At 67.9% G+C, this 21,561-nt stretch carries 20 protein-coding genes; 9 read left to right on the top strand and 11 right to left on the bottom strand.

Translation table 11 applies throughout. The features are described 5' to 3' along the window. Window positions 1-70: 70 nt before the first annotated feature. The 3 genes from ACOZHM_RS06055 (at window position 71) to ACOZHM_RS06045 (ending at window position 5,383) form a co-directional block, all read left to right on the top strand. A complete protein-coding gene (locus ACOZHM_RS06055; RefSeq protein WP_421568187.1) occupies window positions 71-2,743 on the top strand; it encodes a polysaccharide deacetylase family protein in 2,673 nt (890 codons plus the stop codon). Between the two features lie 3 nt (window positions 2,744-2,746). Further along, on the top strand, window positions 2,747-4,090 hold the full coding sequence (gene mnmE / locus ACOZHM_RS06050; RefSeq protein ID WP_421568186.1) for a tRNA uridine-5-carboxymethylaminomethyl(34) synthesis GTPase MnmE: 1,344 nt from the start codon (window positions 2,747-2,749) through the stop codon (window positions 4,088-4,090). A 237-nt stretch (window positions 4,091-4,327) separates the two neighbouring features. Further along, complete coding sequence (locus ACOZHM_RS06045; protein ID WP_421568610.1) at window positions 4,328-5,383, top strand: glycerophosphodiester phosphodiesterase; 1,056 nt, start codon at window positions 4,328-4,330, stop codon at window positions 5,381-5,383. Between the two features lie 145 nt (window positions 5,384-5,528). Here ACOZHM_RS06045 and ACOZHM_RS06040 read toward each other — a convergent pair whose 3' ends face one another. Further along, window positions 5,529-6,299 (bottom strand): rhomboid family intramembrane serine protease, encoded by a 771-nt coding sequence (locus ACOZHM_RS06040; protein WP_421568185.1) that lies wholly within the window; start codon window positions 6,297-6,299, stop codon window positions 5,529-5,531. Between the two features lie 97 nt (window positions 6,300-6,396). After that, complete coding sequence (locus tag ACOZHM_RS06035) at window positions 6,397-7,356, bottom strand: TerC family protein (protein ID WP_421568183.1); 960 nt, start codon at window positions 7,354-7,356, stop codon at window positions 6,397-6,399. Between the two features lie 280 nt (window positions 7,357-7,636). Between ACOZHM_RS06035 and ACOZHM_RS06030 the strand changes: the two genes are divergently transcribed. Both ACOZHM_RS06030 and ACOZHM_RS06025 read left to right on the top strand, forming a co-directional pair. Continuing rightward, window positions 7,637-8,809, top strand: coding sequence for a class I SAM-dependent rRNA methyltransferase (locus ACOZHM_RS06030; RefSeq protein WP_421568181.1), 1,173 nt, complete (start codon window positions 7,637-7,639; stop codon window positions 8,807-8,809). Window positions 8,810-8,955: 146 nt separating this feature from the next. Next, the gene (locus ACOZHM_RS06025; protein ID WP_421568179.1) at window positions 8,956-10,212 is read left to right on the top strand and encodes a dipeptidase; all 1,257 of its coding nucleotides are present in this window, start codon (window positions 8,956-8,958) and stop codon (window positions 10,210-10,212) included. 49 nt (window positions 10,213-10,261) lie between these two features. On the opposite strand, the gene ACOZHM_RS06020 is transcribed toward ACOZHM_RS06025, so the two are convergent. From ACOZHM_RS06020 to ACOZHM_RS06010, 3 genes are all read right to left on the bottom strand, one after another. Continuing rightward, window positions 10,262-11,692: an amino acid permease gene (locus tag ACOZHM_RS06020; protein WP_421568178.1), complete on the bottom strand. Its 1,431-nt coding sequence runs from the start codon at window positions 11,690-11,692 to the stop codon at window positions 10,262-10,264. Window positions 11,693-11,918: 226 nt separating this feature from the next. After that, a complete protein-coding gene (gene leuE / locus ACOZHM_RS06015) occupies window positions 11,919-12,545 on the bottom strand; it encodes a leucine efflux protein LeuE (protein WP_421568176.1) in 627 nt (208 codons plus the stop codon). Between the two features lie 53 nt (window positions 12,546-12,598). Continuing rightward, window positions 12,599-13,531: a LysR family transcriptional regulator gene (locus tag ACOZHM_RS06010; protein ID WP_421568175.1), complete on the bottom strand. Its 933-nt coding sequence runs from the start codon at window positions 13,529-13,531 to the stop codon at window positions 12,599-12,601. Between the two features lie 87 nt (window positions 13,532-13,618). Between ACOZHM_RS06010 and ACOZHM_RS06005 the strand changes: the two genes are divergently transcribed. The 4 genes from ACOZHM_RS06005 (at window position 13,619) to ACOZHM_RS05990 (ending at window position 17,216) form a co-directional block, all read left to right on the top strand. Next, the gene (locus ACOZHM_RS06005) at window positions 13,619-14,626 is read left to right on the top strand and encodes a zinc-binding alcohol dehydrogenase family protein (RefSeq protein WP_421568173.1); all 1,008 of its coding nucleotides are present in this window, start codon (window positions 13,619-13,621) and stop codon (window positions 14,624-14,626) included. 88 nt (window positions 14,627-14,714) lie between these two features. After that, window positions 14,715-16,157, top strand: a complete 1,443-nt coding sequence (gene rmuC, locus ACOZHM_RS06000; protein WP_421568172.1) for a DNA recombination protein RmuC — start codon at window positions 14,715-14,717, stop codon at window positions 16,155-16,157. A 56-nt stretch (window positions 16,158-16,213) separates the two neighbouring features. After that, a complete protein-coding gene (locus ACOZHM_RS05995) occupies window positions 16,214-16,597 on the top strand; it encodes a hypothetical protein (protein ID WP_421568171.1) in 384 nt (127 codons plus the stop codon). A gap of 58 nt (window positions 16,598-16,655) precedes the next feature. Beyond that, entirely contained in the window at window positions 16,656-17,216 is a 561-nt protein-coding gene (locus ACOZHM_RS05990) for a glutathione peroxidase (RefSeq protein WP_421568170.1), read from the top strand. A 78-nt stretch (window positions 17,217-17,294) separates the two neighbouring features. Here the strand turns inward: ACOZHM_RS05990 and ACOZHM_RS05985 are convergent, their stop codons facing one another. From ACOZHM_RS05985 to ACOZHM_RS05960, 6 genes are all read right to left on the bottom strand, one after another. Next, a complete protein-coding gene (locus ACOZHM_RS05985; RefSeq protein WP_421568169.1) occupies window positions 17,295-18,314 on the bottom strand; it encodes an MlaA family lipoprotein in 1,020 nt (339 codons plus the stop codon). A gap of 1 nt (window position 18,315) precedes the next feature. Further along, window positions 18,316-18,627: an STAS domain-containing protein gene (locus ACOZHM_RS05980; protein ID WP_421568168.1), complete on the bottom strand. Its 312-nt coding sequence runs from the start codon at window positions 18,625-18,627 to the stop codon at window positions 18,316-18,318. Continuing rightward, a complete protein-coding gene (locus ACOZHM_RS05975) occupies window positions 18,617-19,279 on the bottom strand; it encodes an MlaC/ttg2D family ABC transporter substrate-binding protein (RefSeq protein WP_421568167.1) in 663 nt (220 codons plus the stop codon). The genes ACOZHM_RS05980 and ACOZHM_RS05975 overlap by 11 nt, the downstream gene beginning before the upstream one ends. After that, window positions 19,276-19,800, bottom strand: coding sequence for an outer membrane lipid asymmetry maintenance protein MlaD (gene mlaD, locus ACOZHM_RS05970; protein WP_421568608.1), 525 nt, complete (start codon window positions 19,798-19,800; stop codon window positions 19,276-19,278). Before mlaD ends, ACOZHM_RS05975 begins: the two co-directional genes overlap by 4 nt. 66 nt (window positions 19,801-19,866) lie before the next feature. Continuing rightward, window positions 19,867-20,616, bottom strand: a complete 750-nt coding sequence (locus ACOZHM_RS05965) for an MlaE family lipid ABC transporter permease subunit (protein ID WP_421568165.1) — start codon at window positions 20,614-20,616, stop codon at window positions 19,867-19,869. Further along, window positions 20,616-21,404, bottom strand: coding sequence for an ABC transporter ATP-binding protein (locus tag ACOZHM_RS05960; RefSeq protein WP_421568164.1), 789 nt, complete (start codon window positions 21,402-21,404; stop codon window positions 20,616-20,618). The genes ACOZHM_RS05965 and ACOZHM_RS05960 overlap by 1 nt, the downstream gene beginning before the upstream one ends. Window positions 21,405-21,561 lie beyond the last annotated feature (157 nt).

Raw genomic sequence — 21,561 nt, 5'->3', positions numbered from 1 at the left:
CCCGGCGGGTTTTTCTTTGCCAGCGATACAATCCCCACCAGCCCCCACCCGCTTCACCCCCGAGCCCCCCATGCCCCGTGCGTCGTCGTTGGTCCGCCTGTCCTCCACCCTGCTGCTCACCCTGGCCGTCGCCAGCTGCGGCAACAACGACCCCGCCGCGCCGAAGACGCCCACCCAGCCGAGCGCCCAGGCGGCTGCCGCTGCCGATCCCGCCGCCGCCCCGCTGCTTACCGCGCTGCAGAAGCAGCTCGATGGCCATCGCCGCATCATCGTGCTGCTGGCCGACGAGGCGCAGCAAACCCCTGCGGACCGTGCCACCTCGAGCCGCATCGGCCAGCAGCTGTTCCACGACGGCCTGGAACAACGCCAGGCCATCGCCGCGCTCTTCAACACGCTGCTCACCGGCAGTGCACCGCAACGCTTCACCACCCTGGGCACGGTGCTGGACTACATCGAATCGGCGCCGGAGCTGTACGACGCCGACCGCCTGGCCTTCCGCGAAGTACTGCGCGACCTGCACGACCGCATCGGCACCGATTCCTCGCTGCCGGCGGTGAAACTGCATCAGCGCGTCGGCGAAGACCTGGAGGCGCTGGATGAGATCGAGCGCAACTACAACCAGGAAATCACCCGCATCTTCAGCCGCTTCGAGCGGACGCGCGCGATCACCCTCAAGCGCGAGAAGTGGGACGACTACATCGCCCACCTGCGCAAGCAGTACACCCGCGACGCGATCCTGCGCGACTACGGCGTAATCGAGCCCTACCCGATGTCGATGAAGGACAGCGACCGCGAGGTCTTCGGCCGCGACCTGCCGCCCAAGACCGTGGTGCTGAGCTTCGACGACGGCCCGCACAAGGCCTATACCGACGAAGTGGTGGCGATCCTCAAGCGCTACGACGTGCCCGGCGTGTTCTTCGAAGTGGGCCGCAACCTGGGCGAGGTGCACCCCGATGGCAGCGTCAAGCTGGGTCCGTTGGCCGGCATCAGCCGCAACCTGATGGAGCAGGGCTACGCGGTGGGCAACCACAGCCTGACCCACGCGCAGCTGTCGCGCACCACCGGCGATGCGCTCCGCGAGCAGGTGCTGGTTACCGACACGCTGCTGAAGGACGTGGACAAGCGCCGCGCCCCGCTGTTCCGCTTCCCGTATGGCGCGCGCAATGCCGAAGGCCTGCAGCTGCTCAACGAAGCAGGGCTGAAGTCGATCATGTGGAACATCGATTCCATGGACTGGGCCGACCCGGTGCCGGAATCGATCGTGCAGCGCGTGCTCGACCAGGTGCAGAAGGAGCAGCGCGGCATCATCCTGTTCCACGACATCCACGACCGTGCGGTGAAGGCGCTGCCGCAGATCCTGGACCGCCTGATCGCCGAGGGCTACCAGTTCGCCGGCTGGAACGGCCGCGAATTCACCGTGAGCCGCCCGCGTAGCGCCGCCGCCAGCGAAGCCACGGTGACCACCGGCTATGAGAAGTCGTGGGCGATCGTGATCGGCATCGACGAGTACGCCAAGTGGCCGCGGCTGGAGTACGCCAGCCACGATGCGCAGGCCATTGCCGACACGCTCACCGGGCAGTTCAAGTTCCCGTCCTCGCAGGTGATCGTGCTGAAGGACAAGCAGGCCACCCGCAACAACATCCTGGCCGCGTTCCACGACCGGCTGGCCGATGACCGCACCGGCCGCAACGACCGCGTGTTCGTGTTCTTCGCCGGGCATGGCGCCACCCGCCGGCTGGCCTCGGGCCGCGACCTGGGCTACATCATCCCGGTGGATTCGGACCCGAACGAGTTCGCCACCGACGCGATCGCGATGACCGACATCCAGAACATCGCCGAAAGCATGCAGGCCAAGCACGTGATGTTCGTCATGGACGCCTGCTACAGCGGCCTGGGCCTCACCCGCGGCGGTCCGTCCTCGTCCGCGTTCCTGCGTGAGAATGCCAAGCGCAGTGCGCGGCAGATGCTCACCGCCGGCGGCAGCGACCAGCAGGTGGCCGACAGCGGCCCGAACGGCCACTCGGTGTTCACCTGGGTGCTGCTGCAGGCACTGGCCGGCAAGGGCGACCTCAATGGCGACGGCCTGATCACCGGTACCGAGCTGGCCGCGTATGTGGCGCCGGCGGTCTCGGCCGTGTCGCAGCAGACCCCCGCGTTCGGCAGCCTGCCCGGTTCGCAGGGCGGCGAGTTCGTGTTCCAGGTGCCCGACAGCCAGGAATACCTCAACGCCGATACCCGCCAGCTGTCGGCCGATGCGATCGCGCTCAACAACCGGGTGGATGCGGCGCAGGACGCCAAGCCGCCGGGCGAGGCGCCGGTGACCGTGGCCGACCTGCAGGGCGGCAAGAGCACGCTGGTGGTGCCGGCGGCGGTGCCGACCTCCGACCGCCAGCGCGCCCAGCAGGCCAACGACCGCGGCCTGCAGCTGTACCGCGAGAAGCGCTACGACGCCGCTGCGGCGCAGTTCACCGAAGCGCTGAAGCTGCGCCCGGACTTCGCCCAGGCCGCCAACAACCTCGGGTTCGTCTACTACCGCCAGCAGCGCTATGCCGAAGCAGCGCGCTGGCTGGAGAACACCCTGAAGATCGATCCCTCGCGTGCGGTGGCCCACCTCAACCTGGGCGATGCCTATTTCCACGCGGGCAACACCGCCAAGGCGAAGCAGGCCTACACCACCTACCTGGCGTTGCAGCCGCAGGGTAGCGGCGCCGCCCAGGCCCGCGCGCAGCTGGAGAAGCTCTGAGCCATGAACGCCTCGGCTGACACCATCGTCGCCATCGCCACTGCGCCCGGTGCCGGTGGGGTGGGCATGCTGCGGGTCTCCGGCCCGCAGGCACTGCGCATCGCCACCGCGCTGGGCTGCCCGCCGCTGCAGCCGCGGCACGCGCACTACGCGCGCTTCCGCGATGCCGCCGGCGAGGTGCTGGATGACGGCATCGCCTTGTACTTCCCGAATCCGCGCAGCTTTACCGGCGAAGACGTGGTGGAACTGCAGGGCCACGGCAGCCCGGTGGTCCTGCAGCAGCTGGTCGCGCGCTGCATCGCACTGGGGGCGCGGCAGGCGCGCCCCGGCGAGTTCAGCGAGCGCGCCTTCCTCAACGGCAAGCTCGACCTGGCCCAGGCCGAGGCCATCGCCGACCTGATCGCCGCCAGCGATACCCGCGCCGCGCGCGCCGCGCGCCGTTCGCTCGACGGGGTGTTCTCGCGCCGCGTGGACGCTGCCGGTGAGCAGCTGGTGCGGCTGCGCATCCACGTGGAGGCGGCCATCGACTTCGCCGACGAGCCGCTCGACACCCTCGGCGGCGAGCAGGTACGGCTGGGCCTGGGCGAGGTGCTGCGCGCGCTGGTGACGCTGCGCGCGGATGCCGAACGCGGGCGCAGGCTGCGCGACGGCCTGCACGCCGTGCTGGTCGGACCGCCCAATGCCGGCAAGAGCTCCCTGCTCAATGCGCTGGCGGGCAGCGAACGGGCCATCGTCACCGACATCGCCGGCACCACCCGCGACACCCTGCGCGAAACCATCCGCATCGACGGGCTGGAGCTGACCCTGGTCGACACCGCCGGCCTTCGCGACGGCGGCGACGCCATCGAACGCGAGGGCATGCGCCGCGCCCGCGCCGAGATGCAGCGCACCGACCTGGCGATCATCGTGCTGGACGCGCGCGACCCGCAGGCCGGCCACGCGGCGGTGGCCGACGCGATTGCCGACGTACCGCAGCAGCTGTGGATCCACAACAAGAGCGACCTGCTGGAGACCCTGCCGGCCGACATCGACGCCAACGTGGTGCATGTCTCCGCCGCCACCGGCCAGGGCCTGGACCTGCTGCACACCCGCCTGCGCGAACTGGCCAGCGGCAGTGCTGGCGACAGCGTGGAGGGCGAGTTCTCCGCCCGCGCCCGCCACGTGGAGGCCATCAGCCTGACGATCGACCATGCCGAGCGCGCCGAAGCGGAGCTGGTGCACGAGCATCTGGAGCTGGCGGCCGAGGAGCTGCGGCTGGCGCACGAAGCGCTGGGCGAGATAACCGGGCGGATGAGCGCCGACGATCTGCTGGGCAGGATCTTCTCGAGCTTCTGTATCGGCAAGTGATGCGAGGGACACGCCATGCGTGTCCAGGCTTTCCGCCTGCCGATGCCGTTACCTCAAAGACTGTGACACCGGCCTCCGTTTCTTGCCGCTGTAACACCGCGCCACCACAATACGCGCGTTCATTCCACGCCCCCGCCGCGTTGGCGCGGGCCGACGTACCAACAGGGGTTTGCAGTGTCGAAGTCGTTGTGGGGTAGTGCCTTGCTGTTGTCGCTGGCCGTGGCACCATCGGTGGCCATGAGCGCCGAATCCACCTCTCCCGCGCCGCGCAAGGCGGCGGTGTATGGCCATCGCGGCGCCAGCGCGCTGCTGCCCGAGCACACCCTGGCGTCCTACGCCCAGGCCATTGCCGATGGTGCCGACTACATCGAGCCGGACCTGGTGATGACCAAGGACGGTGTGATGGTGTCGCGCCACGAGAACGAGATCGGGGGCACCACCGACGTCGCCGCCCATCCCGAGTTCGCCAGCCGCAAGACCACCAAGACCATTGATGGCGAGCGCGTCGAAGGCTGGTTCACCGAAGACTTCACCGTGGCCGAGCTGAAGACCCTCTATGCACGCGAGCGCCTGCCGCAGCTGCGCAGCACGGGCTTCGATGGCCAATTCCGCATCGCCACGCTGGACGAGATCATCGCCTTCCTCGTCCAGCAGGCCGGTCGCGCCAACCGCGGCATCGGCCTGGTGCCGGAGATCAAGCACGGCACCTACTTCAAGGGCATCGGGCTGCCGATGGAAGACGCGCTGGTCAAGGCCCTGCAGGCCAACCCGTATACCAAGGTGGCCCCGGTGACGATCCAGTCCTTCGAGGTTGGCAACCTGCGTTACCTGCGCAACAAGCTGGGCCGCGACAGCAACATCCGCCTGCTGCAGCTGCTGGGCGACCCCAAGCAGCAGCCGGGCGACGTACTTGCCGCCAAGGGCAGCCAGCGCTACGCCGACATGATCACCCCGGCCGGGCTGGACCAGATTGCCGGGTATGCCGACGGCATCGGGCCGAGCCTGCGCATGGTGATTCCGCTGGATGCCAACGGGCGCCTGGGCACGCCGACCACGCTGGTGCGCGACGCGCATGCGGCCGGCCTCATGGTGGTGCCGTATACCTTCCGCCCGGAAAACCCGTTCCAGGCCGCCGAGTTCCGCAAGGGTGAGGCCAATGCGCGCAATGCGGAGGGGTCGGTGGCGGAGATGCGTGCCTACCTGGCGACGGGGATCGATGCGTTCTTCACCGATGATCCGGCGCTGGGGCGCAGGGCGGTGGATGGCGACGGGGCGGCGACTGCCGGCAATTGATGCAGTGGCCGGCCAATGGCCGGCGCTACCGGGTCAGCGTTGATGGGGGTTGCCGGTTTGGCCTCGGGTCCAGGCGATACGTGGGACACGCATGGCGTGTCGCTACGGCCGCGTAGAGACACGCCATGCGTGTCCGCGCGATGGATCAACGTTCGTCAGGCCTGCGGAACGGCAACACCACGAAGTCATGCCCCTCGCGCGGCTGCCACAGCACCGGCACGCGGGTGGGTGAGGGCGGCTCCAGGTCGCCGTCGCGCTGCGTGTCATAGCCCTCTTCGTCCTCGTCCTCCCAGCTGTAACGCTTGCGCGGGGCCATCGGGTCGGACAGGCGGAACAGCAACGCGCTGACGATGCCGCCCAACGCGCCACCCATGTGCGACTGCCAGGACACGCCCGGTTCGTGCGGAAGGATGGTGATCAGCATGCTGCCGTAGAACAGGAAGGCGATCAGGCCGGCGGCAATCGCCGGGCGATCGCGGCGCAGCAGGCCAAGCACGAACACCAGGAACATCAGCCCGTGGGTGATGCCGCTGGCGCCCAGATGGTGGCTGCCGATATCGCCCAGCAGCCACGCGCCCAGACCCGAACCGATCCACAGCAGCGGCAGCGCGCGCAGCGTGGCCTTGGGATACACGCTGCCGGCCAGGGTGCCGAGGATGAGCAGGGCAATGCTGTTCGCGCCCAGATGCTGGACCGAACCGTGCAGCAGCGGCGCGCCCAGGATGCCGAGCAGGCCGGTCTTGTCCAGCGGCGCGACGGCCCAGGGCCGCCAGTCGAAATGCCCTTGGGCGGAGAACACCGCCACCAGCACCAGCACGAAGGCCAGGCTCAGGTTGAACGCCCGCATCACACGACCACGGTCGTTGCGGGGGGAGACCGGCGGCTCGCCGGCAGGCAGGGGCAGGTTGGCGTTCATACCCAAAGGGATTGCGTCGCGTCAGCCTGAACACAAGGGCAACGCGGCGGGAGAGAGTAGTGCCGCCGGCGGGACAATCCCGCCGACGGCATGCAGGTCAGGCGTGACCGCCTTCTTTCGGCGGGTTCTTCAGGCTCAGCACCACCGTGGCGGCGATGATCAGGGCCACCACGCCCAGCGAGATCGGGGTGGGGATCTTGAAGATGTCGATCAGCATCATCTTGATGCCGATGAACGCCAGCACCAGGGCCAGGCCGTACGGCAGCAGGTGGAAGCGGTCGGCCATGCCGGCCAGCAGGAAGAACATGGCGCGCAGGCCCAGCACCGCGAACACGTTCGAGGTCAGCACGATGAACGGGTCGGTGGTGATGGCGAAGATCGCCGGGATGCTGTCCACCGCGAAGATCACGTCGGTGACGGCAATCAGGATCAGCACCACGAACAGCGGGGTGTACCAGCGCTTGCCGTCGCGCATGACGCTCATGGCATTGCCGGCGTAATCGGGCAGCAGGCGCAGGTGCTTGCGCATCCAGCGCAGGGCAGGGTTGGTCTCCAGATCCGGCTCCTGGCCGGCCGAGAACCACATCTTCCAACCGGTGAAGAGCAGGAACGCGCCGAACACGTAGAGCAGCCAATGGAACTTGGTCAGCAGCACGCTGCCGGCGAAGATCATGATCGTACGCAGCACGATCGCGCCCAGGATGCCGATGATAAGCACCTTTTGGCGCTGTTCCTCGGGCACCGCGAAGTAGCCCATGATCATCAGGAACACGAAGATGTTGTCGACCGCCAGCGCCTTCTCTACCAGGTAACCGGTCAGGAACTCCAGGCCCACCTTGTTGGCCACCACCTGGCCGGCGGTTTCGTTCAGGTAGTACCAGAGGCCGCCGTTGAAGGCCAGCGCCAGCACGACCCAGCCAATGGACCACCACAGGGCTTCCTTGAAGGTGACCTTGTGCGGGCCGCCGTGGCGCATCAATACCAGGTCGACCAGCAGCGCGATGATCACCACCGCGCCGAAGCCGCCCCACAACCACAAATTACCGATCGTCTGCATGGGTTTTTCCGTTGGATAAAAGAAATGCCTCAAGCCGGACGGCGAGGATCTGCAACGGAGGATCAGAGGGGATCCGGGGACAGAGCTTCGCCATACGGCGAAGGTCTCGCTCGCAATCCCACCGGGTGGGACTGCCGTTGCACCGGAGCCTGCGGGCTCGAATTGACGGCGACAACGTCTGGGAGCTACTCCCCTTCTGGGGCCGATTCTGCGGGGTGAACCGGCCGGCGTCAAATAGGCCGCCTGCCGGGCCGGGCCGGTGCCCGTCTACAATAGGCGCATGAATAACGTCCCCACTCCCGTAGTCCGCCTCAAGAACGCCTGGCGCTCCAGCCACCCGTGGATCTTCCAGAAACTGGTCGAAAAGCCCGTCGTCCGGCCCAAGCCCGGCGCCATCGTCGACGTGGTTGGCGTGGACGGGGAGTGGATCGGTCGCGGTTTCTACAATGGCCATTCGCGCATTGCCGTCCGTATCCTGGAAACCGATCAGAGCGTCCCGGTGGACGCGGGCTGGTTCTCGCGCAAGATCGCCCAGGCGGTGTCGCTGCGCCGTGACGTGCTCAAGCTGGACGCCGTGTCCGACGCCTGGCGCGTGGTCCACAGCGAAGGCGACGGCCTGTCCGGCCTGGTGGTGGACCGCTATGCGGACCTGGTGGTGGTCGAATTCTTCGCCGCCGGCATGTTCCGCCACCGCGAATGGATCTACGAGGCGCTGCGCGAGCAGTTCCCGGGCTGCCGTTTCCACAGCTTCGCCGACGAACACGTGCAGAAGCAGGAAAGTTTCGATTTCCACGGCAACACCACCACCGAAGCGTCGGTGATCACCGAGTACGGCGTGAAGTTCCGCGCCGACCCGGCCGGCGCGCACAAGACCGGCTTCTTCGCCGACCAGCGCGAGAACCGCGAGTGGCTCAGCCAGCAGGTCGAAGGCAAGAGCGTGCTCGACCTGTGCTGCAACACCGGTGGCTTTGCGGTGTACGCCGCCGTGCGCGGCGCGTCGGAAGTGGTCGGCATCGATATCGATGAAGACGTGATCAACATCGCCAAGGGCAACTCGCGCCTCAACAACGTGCGCCCGAAGTACATCCAGTCCGACGTCTTCCCGTGGCTGCGCGACGCGGCCAACCGCGGCGAGAAGTACGACGTGGTGATCCTGGACCCGGCCAAGATGACCCGCGACCGCGACCAGGTCATCAGCGCGCTGAAGAAGTACCTGGACATGAACAAGCTGGCGCTGGGCGTGGTCAAGCCCGGTGGGCTGTTCGCCACGTTCTCGTGCACCGGCCTGGTCGCCGAGGACCAGTTCCTGGACATGTTGCGCCGTGCGGCGTTCTACTCCGGCCGCACCATCCAGATCCTCAAGGTCGCCGGTGCCGGCCCGGACCACCCGTTCATGGCCCACGTGCAGGAATCGCGTTACCTCAAGGCCGTGTTCTGCCGCGTATTGGATTGACGTAGCGCCGGGCTCTGCCCGGCATGCATGACCCGGGCGCTGCCCGGCGCATGTGACCCGCGGTAGAGCCAGGCCCTGCGTGGCTTCGCGGACCCGGATCGAAACCGCGCCACGCAAGGCGCGGTCCCAACAAAAAGAGAGGCGTCATGACGTTGCGCAGTCTTTCCCTGCTGGTGTCGCTGGCGCTGTGCGCGCCGTTGTCCGCCCACGCCATCGAGTTCACCGCGCAGGAGCTGGCGCGGGCAACCACGCTGCAGAACAAGCTGCTCACCCTCGACAGCCATCTCGACACGCCGGCCAACTTCCACCGCGAAGGCTTCGACATCCTCCAGCGGCACGACCACAACGCGCTGTCGCAGGTGGATCTGCCGCGCATGCGTGAGGGCGCGTTGGACGGTGGCTTCTGGGCCATCTACACCGACCAGGGCGACCGCAGCCCGGCCGCACACCAGCACGACCGCGATGCCGGCCTGCTGCGGTTGATGGAAATCCGCGAAATGCTCGCCGCCCATCCGGACACCTTCGCGCTGGCCCTGACCCCTGCCGATGCCGCCCGCATCAAGGCCGCCGGCAAGCGCGTGGTCTACATCAGCATGGAAAACGCCAGCCCGCTGGTGGATGACCCCTCACTGCTCAGCTTCTATCACCTGGCCGGCCTGCGCCTGCTCAGCACGGTGCACTTCGCCAACAACGAGTTCGCCGATTCCGCCACCGACAGCAAGGGCGCCGAATGGAAGGGCCTGAGCCCGGCCGGCAAGGCGCTGGTGGATGAGGCGGTGCGGCTGGGCATCGTGATCGACCAGTCGCACGCGTCGGACGCGGTGTTCGACGACCTGATCCAGCGCATGCCGGTGCCGTTCGTGCTGTCGCACAGCGCGTCCAAGGCGATCTACAACCATCCGCGCAACCTCGACGATACGCGGTTGAAGCTGTTGGCCAAGGCCGGCGGCGTAATCCAGGTGAACGCGTATGGCGGCTATCTGATCCCCACCGGCAAGAACGATGCGCGCACCCAGGCCGAAGCGGCCCTGATGAAGCAGATCGGTGCCGAGTACGACGACCTGAGCATGGCCCAGGGCGAGGCGTTGAAGCAGGGCCTGGCGGAGATCGACCAGCGCCTGCCGCTGCGCAAGGCCACGCTCGATGATCTGTTCGCCCACCTCGAGCACCTGTTGGCCGTGGTGGGGCCCGAGCATGTGGGCATCGGGCTGGACTGGGATGGAGGTGGCGGCCTGGCCGACCTGCAGGACGTCAGCGAACTGCCGAAGATCACCGCCTGGCTGCTTCGCAACGGCTACACCGAGCAGCAGATCGCCGGCATCTGGGGCGGCAACCTGCTGCGGGTGATGCAGCAGGCGCAGGATCATGCGGCGGTAGCGCCGGCCGTTGGCCGGCCCTCCTGAGGGTTGCAGACATCGTGCAGGCCGGCCAACGGCCGGCGCTACCGAGAGCTTACCGCCCGATCAACGCATTGCGGCGGCTGTACAGGAAGTACACCGCCAGCCCGATCGCGTTCCAGATCAGGAAGTACACCTGCGTGCTGGTCGGCAGGCTCATGAACAGGTAAATGCAGCCCAGCGCCGCCGCCGGGCCGATGAACCATGCCACCGGCGTGCGGAAGGTGCGCTTGGCATCCGGCGCACGCTTGCGCATCACCACCAAGCAGATGCCCACGGCGGTGAAGGCCGCCAGCGTACCGGCGTTGGCCAGCGCGGCAATCTCGTCCAGCCGCGCCACGCCCGCCAGGGCCGACACCACCGCGGCACTGAACAGCGTGGTGGCCACCGGGGTGCCGGTGCGCTTGTTCACTGCCGACAGCCCGCGCGGCAGCAGGCCATCGCGGCCCATGACGAAGAACACACGGCTCTGGCCGAACAGGAAGGCCAGCAGCACGGTCGGCAGGGCCAGGATGGCGACCACGCCAATCACCGCCGCGGCTTTGGGGTGACCCAGTTCGCGCATGATCAGGGCCAGCGGCTCGGCGCTGTGGCCGAATACCGCGTAGCTCATCGCGCCGATCGCGGCCAGCGCCACCAGCATGTAGATGATGGTGCAGCCGACCATCGAGCCGATGATGCCGATCGACAGGTCACGGCCGGGATTCTTGGTTTCCTCGGCGGCCGTGGAAATGGCATCGAAGCCGTAGAACGCGAAGAAGATGATGGCCGCGGCGGCCATCACGCCACGCTCCACGCCGTCCGGGCCCAGCGTCTTTGCGAAGCCGTGCGGCATGAACGGATGCAGGTTGGCCCCATCGAAGGCGGGCAGTGCGACGGCGACGAACACGCCCAGCGCGATGATCTTCAGCACCACCAGGATCGCGTTGAGCGTGGCGCTTTCCTTGGTGCCGAGCATCAGGCCGCCGGCCACCACCCAGGTGATGACCACGGCAGGCAGGTTGAACACGCCGCCTTCCACATGCGGGCCGGCCGACAGGGCCAACGGCAGGCGGATGTCGATGCCGAAGTTGCCGTGCATCCATTCCAGGAAGCCGACGAAATAGCCCGACCAGCCCACCGCCACGGTACTCACCACCAGCGAGTACTCCAGGATGAGGCTCCACCCGACCACCCACGCGAAAATCTCGCCCAGCGCGGTGTAGCTGTAGGTGTAGGCACTGCCGGCGGCCGGCATCATCGTGGACAGTTCGGCGTAGGACAGCGCCGCGCAGGCGCAGACCGCGCCGGCGATGGCGAAGGAGATCAGCACCGCCGGGCCGGCCAGGTTCGCGCCGACGCCGATCAGCGTGTAGATGCCGGTCCCGACGATGGCGCCAATACCGAGCGCGATCAGGTGCGGCCAGCTCAGCGTGCGCGCGAGCTGCCGGCCGGCTTCATGGACGGTGACGGAATCCAGCGACTTGCGCCGTAGCAACGATGACATGGGACCTCACGTGATGACTGGTATCGACAAGTGCCCGAGTGTGACCGAACGCGGCGCAGCATTACTACTGCCGGGCGTCGTGAATCCCCCGACGATCATTTCAAACAATCGGGTTTGACGAATCTGGCACAAATGGACCGCACCGGTTGTTCAGCCACGCATGGCGTGGCTCTACGTGTCGGCGGCATCCTGCGGTAGAGCCACGCCATGCGTGGCTGCGCATCCGTCAGCCGCTCAACCCCAGCCGCACGCCAAACCCGATCAGGAACACCCCCGCGACGCGCCGAAGAAGTACCCCCACACGCGGATGCTGGATGATCCGACGGCGCAGCAGGTTGCCCACGCCGATCAGCGCCGAGCAATAGGCCAGGCTCAGTACGAAGATCAGCACCGCCATGGTCGCAAAGGTCGCCACGCCCTGGTGGCGTGCCGGGTCGATGAACAGCGGCAGGAAGGCCATGTAGAAGATGATGGCCTTGGGATTGAGCAGGCTGATCAGCACCGCCTGGCGGAAGTAATGGCCCGGTTGCAGGCGGATGCCGCTCTCCTCGCCGGGCGGCGGCGCCGGGCGCAGCAGGCCGATGCCCACCCAGACCAGGTACGCCGCGCCGAGGTACTGCACGGCGTGGAATACCAGCGGGTTGGCCTTGAGCAGGGCGGCCACGCCGGCCACCGCCAGCCACATCAGGATCTGGTCGCCCAGCAGCAGCCCGAACAGTGCGGTATAGCCGCCGCGCACGCCGCCGCGCCCGGTGGCGGTGAGCAGGGTGAAGGTACCCGGGCCGGGCAGCGCCAGAAACACCAGCACGGCGATGACGAAGGTCCACAGGTCCTGGATGCCCATCCACGGCATGGCGGTGACTCGACTACGGGGGAGGCGGCCATTGTCGGCTACCCGGCGCCGGCTCAACAGCGCTGCGGCGCACGTCCCGGCAGATCGGTCAGCAGCGGTTGCAGGCGTTGCGCGCACAGCGCATGCAGCTGGCGGATCGCAGGCGAGAACTGCTTGCGATGCGGGCACACAAGATTCAGCGGCAGGCTGTCGCCGGCGCCCCCCATCAACACCTGAAGGCGCCCGGCGCGCACGTCCTCGCAGACGTCCAGCCATGACTTGAACACGATGCCTTCGCCGGCCACCGCCCAGCGCCGCACCACGTCGGCGTCATCGCACACCAGCTGGCCACGCACCGGCACCACCACGCGCCGCCCGTCCTGCTCGAAGCTCCAGCGGTCGTACGGGCGCCCGGCCAGCTGGTAGACCAGGCAGTGATGGTCCTTGAGCGCGTCCAGCGAGGTGGGCACGCCATGCCGGGCCAGATAGGACGGCGCGGCCACCAGCACGCGGCGGTTGTCGGGCAGCAGCGGCAGCGCCACATAGCTGGCGGTGTCGAAACGGCCCAGCCGGAACGCGATATCCACCGGGTCGCGGAATACGTCGGCCACCTGGTCGGACAGCAGCAGGCGCAGCTGCAGCTTGGGATGCGCGGCGCGGAACTCGGTGAGCCACGGCAGCAGCACGTTGCGGCCCAGGTCTGACGGGGCGGCCACCTGCAGCACGCCGCGCAGTTCGGCATCCTCGCCGCGCACCCGCGCCTGGCCCTCGTGCAGGGTGTCCAGCAGGTCCTGGGCGTAGGGCAGGTAGACCACGCCTTCGGCGGTGAGGCGCAGGCTGCGGGTGGAGCGCACGAACAGGCGCAGGTCCAGCTCGCGCTCCAGCCGGGCCACGGCGGCGGCCACCTGGCCGGGCAGCAGGTCGGCCTCGCGCGCTGCACTGGAAAAGCTGCCCAGCGCGGCGGTGCGGACGAACAGCTGCAGATCCTCGAAGCGGACCATTTTCATTCCAGGAGTGAAAGTGCTGCTGCATTCTGCGCCTTTCCGGCCGGGGCAGGGCAGGCGAACCTGAGCGCCTCACCCAAGGATCTCCCCATGAAAGCCATCGCCTATACCCAGCACGGCCTGCCGATCACCGAGCCGACCGCCCTGGTCGACATCACCCTGCCGGTGCCCGCCCCGGGCCCGCGCGACCTGCGCGTGCAGGTCCGCGCGGTCTCGGTGAACCCGGTCGACACCAAGATCCGCCGCAACGTGGCCGTGGACGCCCCGCGCGTGCTGGGCTGGGACGCGGTCGGCATCGTGGACGCGGTGGGCAGCGAGGTCACCCTGTTCCAGCCCGGCGACGCGGTCTTCTACGCCGGCGACATCAACCGCCCGGGCAGCAATGCCGAGTACCAGCTGGTGGACGAGCGCATCGTGGGGCGCAAGCCGGCCAGCCTGGACGACGCAGCCGCCGCCGCGCTGCCGCTGACCGCCATCACCGCTTGGGAGCTGCTGTTCGACCGCCTGCGCATCGCCGAAGGCGGTGGCGAGGGCCAGACGCTGCTCGTGATCGGTGCCGCCGGCGGGGTGGGATCGATCCTGGTCCAGCTGGCGCGCCAGCTGACCCGGCTGACCGTGATCGGCACCGCCTCGCGTCCGGATACCCAGGACTGGGTATACGCATTGGGCGCCCACCACGTCATCGACCACAGCCAGCCGCTGACCGAAGGCCTGGCGCGGATCGGGATCGAGAGCGTCTCGCACGTGGCCAGCCTTACCCACACCGACCAGCACTACGCGCAGATCGTGGCCGCGCTGGCGCCGCAGGGCCAGCTCGCGCTGATCGACGACCCGGGCCAGCTCGATGTGATGGCGCTCAAGCGCAAGAGCCTGTCGCTGCACTGGGAATCGATGTTCACCCGCTCCAGCTTCGGCACGCCGGACCTGCAGCAGCAGCACGTGCTGCTCAACCGGGTGGCCGAACTGGTCGACGGCGGCGTGCTGCGCACCACGCTGGGCGAGCACTACGGACGCATCGACGCGGCCAACCTGCGCCGCGCGCATGCGCACATCGAAAGCCACCGCGCCGTCGGCAAGGTCGTACTCGAAGGCTTCTGAGGCATCGTGGGCCGCTCCGGGACGTCCGCAGCGGCTCACCGGCGCACACGGCGCAGCGGATGAGACCGGCACCGCCTACACTTCCGCCATGCAACCTGAATTCCTCATCCTTGGCGGCCTGCTGTGTGCCGTCCTCATCCTGCAGCTGGTGGCCCTGCTGCGGCGTTCCGGCCATGGCGACCTCGAGCAGACCCTGCGCGAGGAAGCGCGGACCGGCCGCAGTGAACTGCGCGAGCAGCTCGAAGGGCTGGGCCGGCAGCAGGACGCGCGGCTGGAAACCTTCGCGCGCGCGCTGACCGACCTCTCCACCCGCACCGACCAGCGCCTGGACCTGCTGCGCGATGCGCTGGGCGAAGACGCACGCAAGGCGCGCGAGGAAAATGGACTTGCCCAGGCCGCGCTGCGTCAGCTGTTGATCGAAGACGCACGCCTGGGCCGCGAAGAAACCGGCCAATCGCAGCAGCGCCTCGGCGATTCGCTGGGCCTGCGTCTGCAGGAAATGACCCAGCGCAACGAGCAGCGCATCGGCGAGATGCGCGCCACGCTGGAGCAGCAGCTCATGAGCCTGCAGCGCGACAACGCCGAGAAGCTCGACCAGATGCGGGTCACCGTCGACGAAAAACTGCAGACCACGCTGGAAGCGCGGCTCGGTGCCTCGTTCCAGCTGGTTTCCGACCGCCTGGAACAGGTGCAGCGTGGGCTCGGCGAGATGCAGCAGCTGGCCACCGGCGTGGGCGACCTCAAGCGCGTGTTGACCAACGTCAAGAACCGCGGCAGCTGGGGCGAAGTGCAGTTGGACAACATCCTGGAACAGACCCTCACCCAGGAGCAGTACGCGCGCGGCGTCAAAGTGCGCCCCGACAGCGGCGAGATGGTCGACATTGCGGTGCGCCTGCCCGGGCGCGGCCATGAGGACACCCCGGTGTGGCTGCCGATCGATTCCAAGTTCCCGCGCGAAGACTACGAGCGCCTGCTCGACGCGCAGGAGCAGGGCGATGCCGACGGCGTACGCGTGCAGGGCGCGCAGCTGGAACGCGCGATCCGGATCCAGGCCAAGTCGATCTGCGACAAATACATCGTGCCGCCGCACACCACCGATTTCGCGGTGATGTTCCTGCCTACCGAAGGCCTGTATGCCGAAGTGATCCGTCGCCCCGGCCTGGTCGATGTACTGCAGCGCGAGCACCGCGTGGTGGTGGCCGGCCCGACTACCGTCACCGCGCTGCTCAACAGCCTGCAGATGGGCTTCCGCACGCTGGCCATCGAACAGCGTTCCAGCGAAGTCTGGAGCCTGCTGGGCGCGGTCAAGAGCGAATTCGGCAAGTTCGCCGGCATCCTGGAAAAGGCCGAAAAGCAGATCAGTACGGTCGGCCGCAGCCTGGGCGAGGCCAGCCGCAAGACGCGCACCATCGAGCGCCGGCTGCGCGGTGTGGAAACGCTGGGCAGCGAGCAGACCGATCTGCTGCTGGCCGACGCGGCCGGCGACGATGACGATACCGGCGCGGAAGAGACCCCGACCGCGCAGGATTGAAACGTGCTGTCGACACACTGCATGTCACCTTTGGTTTCCCCTCCAGGATTGAATCGATGCGACTGACCTTGATGTTGTCCCTGCTGCTGGCGCTTGCCGGCTGCAGCACCGCGCCCACGGGTGCTGAAACCGGCTCGACCGCAACCGCTGCGGAATCGACGGCGGCCAACGCCGATGCAGCGGCCTGCACCGCCGCCGGCGGCGAACTGAAGCCGCTGGGCCGCCTGCAGCGCGTGCAGTGCGTGGTGCCCTATGCCGATGCCGGCAAGGCCTGCAGCGCCAAGGCCGACTGCAGTGGCCAGTGCCTGGCGCAGGGCGACGGCGAGCTGGTCGCCGGTGCCAAGGCCAGCGGCGTCTGCCAGCGCGATGTGAGCCAGAACTTCGGCTGCCGCCAGCGCATCGACAACGGCGTGGCGCAGGGCACGATCTGCGTCGATTGATTTCGCTTCTGCAGGGCACATATCCGATGGGCCCTCTCCACTCCGAACAGGATCACCCGTGAGCCAGACCGTCTACGACATTCCCGTCACCACCATCGAAGGCCAGCCGAGCTCGCTGGCCGACTACCGCGGCAAGGTGCTGCTGGTGGTCAACGTCGCCTCCAAGTGCGGCCTGACCAAGCAGTACGAAGGCCTGCAGGCGCTGTATGCCGACAAGCAGGCGGCTGGCCTGGAAGTGCTGGGTTTCCCGGCCAACAACTTCCTGGCCCAGGAGCCGGGCAGCGAGGCGGAGATCCAGCAGTTCTGCCAGCTGGAATACGACGTCAGCTTCCCGATGTTCGCCAAGATCAGCGTGGCGGGCGATGACATCCACCCGCTGTACCAGCAGCTCACCCAGGCCCAGCCGGCGGCCACTGGCGAAGGCCCGATGCGCGAAAAGCTGCACGGTCTGGAAGCCAAGTATCCGGACCTTGCCGTCAACCCGGCCCCGGCCGTGCTGTGGAATTTCGAGAAGTTCCTGATCGGCCGCGACGGCCAGGTCATCGCCCGCTTCGCCCCCGACGTCCCGGCCGAAGACGCCCGCCTGCTGGCCGCCATCGACGCGGCACTGGCCGCCTGATCGATCGTCCGCCATCAATGGCCAACCATCTGGTGGAAAGCAAAAAAAAAACCCCGCCATGGCGGGGTTTCTTTTTGGTCAATTGCCCCAGTTGGGCATCGGCATCGCATCGACCGGGATCGGTGCGTCGTCGTCGTCGTTGCGGCCGCGCTCGCGCTTGCCGCGCAGGTCGTTCTGGATCTGGTAGTTGCGGCGCTGCAGCCACGCGTCGCGGGTCAGCGCGTACTCGTCCACGGCGCTGTCGCGGATGTCGTCCAGTGCCATCAGCTGCGAACGCATATCGACCAGCTGCAGGCCCTGCAGACCGATGCGGAGCTTGTCGTCTTCGATCGTGCGGATCGGCGACAGCGGAATGTCGCCGGCCAGGCCGAACACATCGCGCACGGTACGCGGGCCGAAGAACGGCAGTTCCACGAAGCGCGAGCTGCGCCAGCCCCAGGCACCGAGCGTCTGGCCGAAGTCTTCACTACGGCGCGGCACCAGCGCGCGGCTGGCCGGATCGAACAGCCCGCCGATGCCCAGCGTGGAGTTCATGACGAACCGCCCCAGGCTGTCCCAGGCATCGCCCGGACGGCCCTGCAGCAGCTGGTTGGTGATGGTGACCGGGGCACGCAGGTTGCTGAAGAAGTTGGTCACGCCGGTACGTGCGAAGCGCGGCACCACGTGGGTGTAGGCGGTGGCCAGCGGGCGGGCCACGGCGCGGTCGACCACGTTGTTGAACGCGTGTACGCGGCGGTTGAAGCCTTCCCACGGATCGTAGGGCGAGCGGCCCGGTTCGGCGCCGTCGGCGCTGGGGGCCGGACCGCCGTACAACGCGGCGAAGTCGTCTTCCGCACCGGTCGGCGGTGTATCGGTACCGGCAGCGGTTGTCGAAGCAGTGCCGTCGACAGCGTCCGCGGCAACGCCGGTCGCCGTCGCGCTGCCCGCGGCAGCGTCCGTGGCCACCGCGGGCGTGCTGGCGTCGACGTTGCTGGCGGGCTCGGCAGCGGCGGGCGCCACGGACACGCTGGCCGGCGCACTGTCGCGGGCCGGTTTGGCCGCACAGGCGCTGAGCGCGATGGCCAGCAGGAGAAGGGAGGCGGTGCGTATGACGTTCATGTCAGCTCGCGGCAGAGGGGGCATTGAAATCCAGGGACGGCGCCAGCCGGTAGGCGGCGCTGAGTTCGTTGAAACCGGCAGGCGTGCCGTTGAGGGAAAGCGTACGCCCGTTGCTGCGGGCCTGTGCCGTCAGCTCGGCCAACAGCGCCAAACCGGCACTGTCCACACGCGTCACGGCGGTCATGTCCAGCTCGGTCACGGCCTGGGGCAGCGCCTTCAGCTGCGGCCACAGTGCCACCACCGCGTCACGGTCGAGCACGCCCGCGAAGCGGGCGCGCGAACCCTCGAGCTGCAGGCTGGCGTTACTTGCCATTGCCGGCCGGCCCGGCCTGCATGGAGCCGCTGCGCAGGTCGTTGGCGACAGTCTTGATGCCCTTCTGGCGCAGCGGGCCGTCGAACTGGGTACGGAAGGTCTGCACGTACGAGATGCCTTCGATGTTCACGTCGAAGATCTTCCACTGGCCGTTGACGTTACGCATCAGGTACTCGACCGGGGTCGATTCGCTACCGGATCGCAGCAGCTCGGTGGATACCTTGACGCCGCGGTTGCCCGGCAGCGGCTGCTCGCCCTTGAGGCGGAAGCTCGGCTTGCCCTGGATGGTGAGCAGCGCCGAACCGTAACGCTGCATCAGGTTGTCGGCCATGGCATCGGCGAACAGCTTCACGTCGGCGTCGGATGCACCGCGCGCGTTGGCGCCCAGCACCAGGCGGGCCGCGTAGTCGCGGTCGAAGGTGCGGTTGAGTTCGCTGTCGATGTAGCTGCGCAGGGCGGCCGGGTTCTTGTCGAACTCCGCCCGGCGCTGCTGCAGCGTGGTCAGGATGCGGGTGCTGGCGTCGAGCACGACCTTGCCGGCCTGCCCCTGCGGAGCAGCGGCGGCGGCAGGGGCGGCCTGGGCGAAGGACGCCGAGGGCAGGGTGGCGAGCAGGGCCGACGCCAGCAGCGCCGAAATCAGGGTCTTTTTCATTTCTGCGGTTCCGTTGCCGGCGCGGCTGCACCGGGAGCTTCCTGGGGAGCGGCGCCGGTATTGCCCGGACCGCTGAACATATACTTGCCCACCATCTGGATCAGATCCACGGCCGGCTGGGTGAAGACGATCTCGTCACCGGACTTGAGCACGTCCGGGTCACCGCCCGGCTGCAGTCCGATATAGCTTTCGCCGAGCAAACCGCTGGTGAATATGCCGGCGGAGGTATCGGCCGGCAGATCCTTGTACTTCGGGTCCAGCTTCAGGGTCACGATCGAATCGAAGCGGGTCGGGTCCAGATCGATGTTGCCGACCTGCCCAACGACCACGCCACCGATCTTCACCGGCGCCTGCTTGCGCAGCTGGCCGATCTGGGTGAAGCGCGCCTTCAGCTCATAGCCCTCGCTGCCGAAGCCCCAGCGCTGGTTGGTGGACGCCATCGCCAGCACCAGCAGCGAGGCCAGCGACAGCAGCAGGAACGCGCCGACGGAAAATTCGAGTCTGGGACCGCGGATGGCCATGTTCATCTCACCGTATCTGATCAGGTGCCCGGAGCCGAAGCCCAAGGCGAAAGGGGGGTTTGCGGGTCAGCGGAACATCATGGCCGACAGCACGAAGTTGAACATCAGCACCAGCAGCGAGGCGTTCACCACCGCGCGCGTGGTCGCCACCGAGGTGCCTTCAATGGTGGGCTCGGCATGGAACCCGACATACGAGGCGACCAGCGCGGCGGTGCCGCCGAAGATCGCCGACTTCAGCATCGCCACGCCGAAGTCGTCCCAGAAGTCCACGCTGTTGCTCAGCGCCGACCAGAACACGCCGTTGTCCAGGCCGAGCACGTGCACCGCTTCGAAGTAGCTGGCACTGATCGCCAGCGAACAGAAGATGCCGGTCAGCAGCGGCACGGTCAGCACCGCCGCCCAGAAGCGCGGCGCCACGACCTTGGCCACCGGGTCGATCGCCATCAGCTCCAGCGCCTTGATCTGGTCGGTGGCGCGCATCAGGCCGAGTTCGGCGGCGATGGAGCTGCCGGCGCGGCCAATGAACAGCAGCGCGGTCAACACCGGGGCCAGTTCGCGGTACAGCGACAGGCCCAGCAGCGTGGACAGCGCATCGGCGGCGCCGAACGTGGTCAGCGTGCGGTAGCCCTGCAGCGTCAGCACCAGGCCGACGAAGGCACCGCCCACCGCGATGATCGGCAGCGAGCGCGCGCCGATCTTGTAGATCTCGCGGGTCAGCTCGGCCAGGAAGTCGGCGGTGGGCAGCGAGCCGCGCAGCACCGTGAGCGAAAACAGGCCGGCGCGGCCCAGTGAACGGGTGCTTTCAACGAACGGCATCAGGCCACCTTCGCGCGTGGCGCGGCATCGAACGGGATCGGGCCGTCCGGCTGCCCGTGCAGGAACTGGCGCAGCAACGGGTCCTGGCTGGACTCGAGCGCGCCGGGGGTGCCCTGGAAGACCACGCCGCCATTGGCGATCGCGATCACCTGGTCGCAGATCGGCAGGGTCTCGTGCACATGGTGGCTGACGATGATGCTGGTCAGTCCCAGGCTGTGGTTGAGGCGCTGGATCAGGCTCATGATCACGCCGCTGGCGATCGGGTCCAGCCCGGTCAGCGGTTCGTCGTAGATCATCAGCGGCGGGTCCAGCGCCAGCGCGCGGGCCAGCGCAACGCGGCGCGCCATGCCGCCGGACAGTTCGCGCGGCCACGCTTCAGCGGCGGCCAGCAGGCCCACCGCATGCAGCTTCATGTCCACCAGCCGGCGCAGCACCGGGGCCGGCAGCCTGGTATGCGTGCGCAGCGGCAGGCCGACGTTTTCAGCCACGGTCAGGTCGGTGAGCAGCCCGTTGCCCTGCAGCAGCACGCCGACACTGCGGCGCATCTCGCGAAGCGCGCTGCTGCCGGTGGGAATGGGCTTGCCGAACAGGGTGACCGTGCCGGCCGCCGGGCGCAGTTCGCCGGTCAATGCGGCCAGCAGCGTCGACTTGCCGCTGCCCGACGGACCGAGCACAGCGGTGATGCTGCCACGCGGTACCGACAGCGAAACGTCGCGCAGGATCGCCCGACCGCCGCGATCGATACGCACGTCATTCAACTGCACCAGCGATTCTGCGGAAGCCGTCATGGGCGCCATTAACAATTTTCCAACGTTCTAAGATCGTGGTGAGCGGCTGAACAAAACCGAACTGGACCGTGCAGTATTGTCGCATGTCGGGGCGGCCAGCCCCGGCACAACACGGTTTCTGGGCCGCAACAGTGCGTGCCGTCCCAATTCGAGGGGG

The sequence above is a fragment of the Stenotrophomonas sp. PD6 genome (assembly GCF_049199305.1).
In the GTDB taxonomy this organism is placed as follows: domain Bacteria; phylum Pseudomonadota; class Gammaproteobacteria; order Xanthomonadales; family Xanthomonadaceae; genus Stenotrophomonas.
This window is presented reverse-complemented; position numbering and strand designations above follow the sequence as displayed.